The organism is Bradyrhizobium sp. 62 (assembly GCF_023073035.1).
Taxonomy (GTDB): Bacteria; Pseudomonadota; Alphaproteobacteria; order Rhizobiales; family Xanthobacteraceae; genus Bradyrhizobium.
This window is the reverse complement of the sequence record NZ_JADPIT010000015.1, coordinates 1,669,948-1,673,314: the sequence shown is the minus strand read 5'-3', so window position 1 is coordinate 1,673,314 and position 3,367 is coordinate 1,669,948. Positions and strand designations below refer to the sequence as shown.

Below are 3,367 nucleotides of genomic sequence, written 5' to 3'. Positions count from 1 at the left end.
GCCGACGCCGATGCCGTAGCGCATCGCCCGGCCGTTGCCCTCGACAAGATAGAGGAATTTGTTCGGCGTATCGACCACAATCGTGCCGGCGCCTTCATTGCCGCTATAGTCAACGAGTTGTTTCTCGAATCTCGGGTCGAACTGACGCTGCCGCGGATCGGCCGCCTCCTGCTGGAGACCTGCGCCCTGCGTCTGCGGCTCGCCCATCGGCGGCAGGCGGCGCTGGTCATAATAACCAGGCTGCTGCTGATACATCGGCTGCTGCGGAGCGTAGGCCGGACCGCGACCGGGCCCGTCACCGAACATGAACTCGATGAAGCCGCCGCCCATGTTCGCATTGGAGGCGACACGCACCGGCGCAGGCGGCACTTGCGGCTGATAGAGCACCGCGGGCGGATCGTTCGGCACGCTATTGTCGAAGGCGCTGGCGCTGTTGGCGCCGGCAATGAAGGTGCAAGCGCTGCCAAGCAGCGCGACAGACATTTTCTTGAACATCGACGTACTCTGTACTGTTTCGTCTAGATCACATGCGTCGTGGCGAGCTGACCGCTGATCCGCACCCGCGACGTGGTCAATAAAGAGCAAAAGCCGTTTTGTTTGGTAAACGGAAACGCCATTTCGATTCACCACGTCGTCGGCAGCGGTGCAATTTGGCGATCAGCGTTTATTTTCGATGAACGCCTTGCACGCATGGTTAATCGCCCGTTTGCAAGCCGTCGCGCACAACCGAGACGACAGTTCCGGCTGTGAACTTCGTGTTAAATCGCTTCTGCCTACAAAGACGCGTGAGTGAGGTGGGGGGAGTTCTTGATGGCTATTCACCGCAAACGTTTTCGTGTCGAGGAGGCTATTGTCGGCGAGATGCCCAGCCCCGAAATGATTGAGGAGGCTGCGCCGATGCATAGCGAGATCATGGCCGAGTTGCGTGCGATCCGTGCACAGATGGCGAAGGGCACTGCGCCCTTGTCCGGCAGCGCCGCCATGGCGGCGATCGACGCCTCCACTGCCCACGAGCTCTCCGAAGCCCGTACCATGCTCGATACTTACCGGGCGCAGATCGAGCAGTGCGAGAAGCTGAAGGTCGAGCTCGACCTCATCCACGACGCCATCGACCGCACCAAGCGCGAGATCGCGACACTGCACGGCAAGAGCTTCGACGGCGGCGAAATGGCCAAGGTCAATGGCGAGCTCGGCGCGGTCGTCGGCGGCACCGAACAGGCGACCCAGCAGATCCTCGAAGCCGCCGAGTCGATCGACCAGGCGGCCAGCGCGATGGCCAAGGTGCAATCGGCCGATCAGCAGAAGCGGCTGGCCGACGATATCCAGGAACGCGTCATCTCGATTTTCGAAGCCTGCAACTTCCAGGACCTGACCGGCCAGCGCATCAGCAAGGTCATGAGCACGATGAAGTTCATCGAGCAGCACATCAATTCCATGATGGAGATCTGGGGCGGCGTCGACGCGATCAAGTCCCACGTCGTGCCGCAGGTCGACACCCGCAGCGATGACGACAAGCTTCTCAACGGCCCGAAGCTCGCCGGCGACGTCGGCCACGCCTCGCAGGACGACATCGACGCGCTGTTCGACTGAGCGGACGCGACACTCCGGAAAAACAAAACGCCGGCGCAAGCCGGCGTTTTTTTTTGTTTTGGTTGGGACATGATGGCTTCCTCCAATTTTCCGTCATTGCGAGCGAAGCGAAGCAATCCGGACTGTGTCCGCGGAGGCAGCCTGGTTGCTTCGTCGCTTCGCTCCTCGCAATGACGAGTGGCTAGGCCGGCGCCGCGACTACGCCCTCGGCGCGCAGCGGACGTAGACCATGTTGCCGTAGCGGGTGGCGGCGTCCTTGTCGATGAAGCGGGTGATGAGGACGCGGCCGTCGAAGGAGACGATCTCGCGGTCCTGCTCGCCGGGCGTCGGACCCGCCGGCCCGATATAGTTCTTGCCGCTGGGCGAACCCTTCAGCCGCAGCTCCTGCGGTGTTGCCTGGTCCGCCAGATGCATGATCACGCCGCCGGAGGAGCCGGCGGTGATCACATAAGGATTTTTGCATTGGGCCCGGGCGGCAGCCTCGGTGCGGGCGCGGTCGGCCGGGTTCTGGAACGAGGCGAGGCCCCAGCGCCCGACGATCTCGTCGGCGCGGATCGAGGCGGGCATTTCCGGACCGGTGCCGGGCTCGGCCTCGGGGGGCGGTGAGGAGGAAGAAAAGGACGGCAGGCTCATGCCGCCGCCGCACGCGCCAAGCAGCAGCGCCAGGCAAGAAGCCGCCGCCAGATTGGCGACCGTGCGCGCGTGAGCTGAACTGATCATGGCATTCCCCCGGACAAAACCATGGCCGCACCCCTTCCGCAGCCAAGCGCAAAACCGCTGCCGGAGCAATGACGTCCTTTAATACGCCGGCGCCCCGAACAAGTTTCCAATGTCACCATCCTATATCCGTCTCACCAATCGCTTAACCACCTTTGCTTGACAGGATCGCGGCCAAGCCATATTCCCGGACGCACCATTAGCACTCTGAAAGATGGATTGCTAACGCGCGCCGATCGATCCTCGAGAAGGGTGGACGGCAGCGCCGCCCGCCCACTTTCACTCCTTCCGAAGCGAGCCTCCAAAGGGAAACGTCATGACTAAATCCAAATTTCGTCCGCTGCATGACCGTGTCGTGGTCAAACGTATCGACGCCGAGTCAAAGACCAAGGGCGGCATCATCATTCCGGACACGGCCAAGGAAAAGCCGTCCCAGGGCGAAGTCGTCGCCGTCGGCCCCGGTGGCCGCGACGAGGCCGGCAAGCTGATCCCGATCGACCTCAAGGTCGGCGACCGTGTGCTGTTTGGCAAGTGGTCGGGCACCGAGGTCAAGATCGACAACGATGAGCTCCTGATCATGAAGGAGTCGGACATCATGGGTGTGATGGCCTAAGGCCAGACGCCTGAACGGCCGCTGAATGCATGCCCGGGTCACTCGATCCGGGCATGCATCATTCCGCCGGGTTCGATCGCGGACCCCGGGAATGAGGCGACCCAATAAGCAAGACACATCACGAAAAAAGAAGAGGAATTGCAGACTATGGCTGCCAAAGATGTCAAGTTTTCCGGAGACGCGCGCGATCGCATGCTGCGCGGCGTCGACATTCTCGCCAATGCCGTCAAGGTGACGCTCGGCCCGAAGGGCCGCAACGTGCTCATCGAGAAGTCGTTCGGCGCGCCCCGCATCACCAAGGACGGCGTCACCGTCGCCAAGGAGATCGAGCTCGAGGACAAGTTCGAGAACATGGGCGCCCAGATGGTGCGTGAGGTCGCCTCCAAGACCAACGACCTCGCCGGCGACGGCACCACCACCGCGACCGTGCTGGCCCAGTCCATCGTG

Annotated in this window: 4 protein-coding genes and 1 pseudogene; 3 read left to right on the top strand and 2 right to left on the bottom strand. The window is 62.3% G+C overall.

The window, feature by feature from the left end; genetic code table 11:
* Positions 1 to 495: pseudogene (locus tag IVB47_RS18715) on the bottom strand (L,D-transpeptidase); the annotation flags it as partial.
* Positions 496 to 810: 315 nt separating this feature from the next.
* Between IVB47_RS18715 and IVB47_RS18710 the strand changes: the two are divergent.
* The gene (locus tag IVB47_RS18710) at positions 811 to 1,590 is read left to right on the top strand and encodes a protein phosphatase CheZ (RefSeq protein ID WP_007614982.1); all 780 of its coding nucleotides are present in this window, start codon (positions 811 to 813) and stop codon (positions 1,588 to 1,590) included.
* A 198-nt stretch (positions 1,591 to 1,788) separates the two neighbouring features.
* On the opposite strand, the gene IVB47_RS18705 is transcribed toward IVB47_RS18710, so the two are convergent.
* A complete protein-coding gene (locus IVB47_RS18705; protein ID WP_007596953.1) occupies positions 1,789 to 2,310 on the bottom strand; it encodes a hypothetical protein in 522 nt (173 codons plus the stop codon).
* A 313-nt stretch (positions 2,311 to 2,623) separates the two neighbouring features.
* On the opposite strand from IVB47_RS18705, the gene IVB47_RS18700 reads away from it, so the two are divergent.
* Together IVB47_RS18700 and IVB47_RS18695 are read left to right on the top strand one after the other, a co-directional pair.
* Positions 2,624 to 2,920 carry a co-chaperone GroES gene (locus IVB47_RS18700; RefSeq protein WP_007596954.1) on the top strand — a complete coding sequence of 99 codons (297 nt, stop codon included), beginning with the start codon at positions 2,624 to 2,626 and terminating at the stop codon, positions 2,918 to 2,920.
* Positions 2,921 to 3,067: 147 nt separating this feature from the next.
* The coding region (locus tag IVB47_RS18695) for a TCP-1/cpn60 chaperonin family protein (protein WP_276576875.1) at positions 3,068 to 3,367 on the top strand (300 nt) is incomplete at its 3' end.

Coding starts and splice junctions, on each gene's coding strand:
- IVB47_RS18710 (WP_007614982.1), top strand. CDS start 811: ATGGCTATTCACCGCAAACGTTTTCGTGTCGAGGAGGCTATTGTCGGC.
- IVB47_RS18705 (WP_007596953.1), bottom strand. CDS start 2,310: ATGATCAGTTCAGCTCACGCGCGCACGGTCGCCAATCTGGCGGCGGCT.
- IVB47_RS18700 (WP_007596954.1), top strand. CDS start 2,624: ATGACTAAATCCAAATTTCGTCCGCTGCATGACCGTGTCGTGGTCAAA.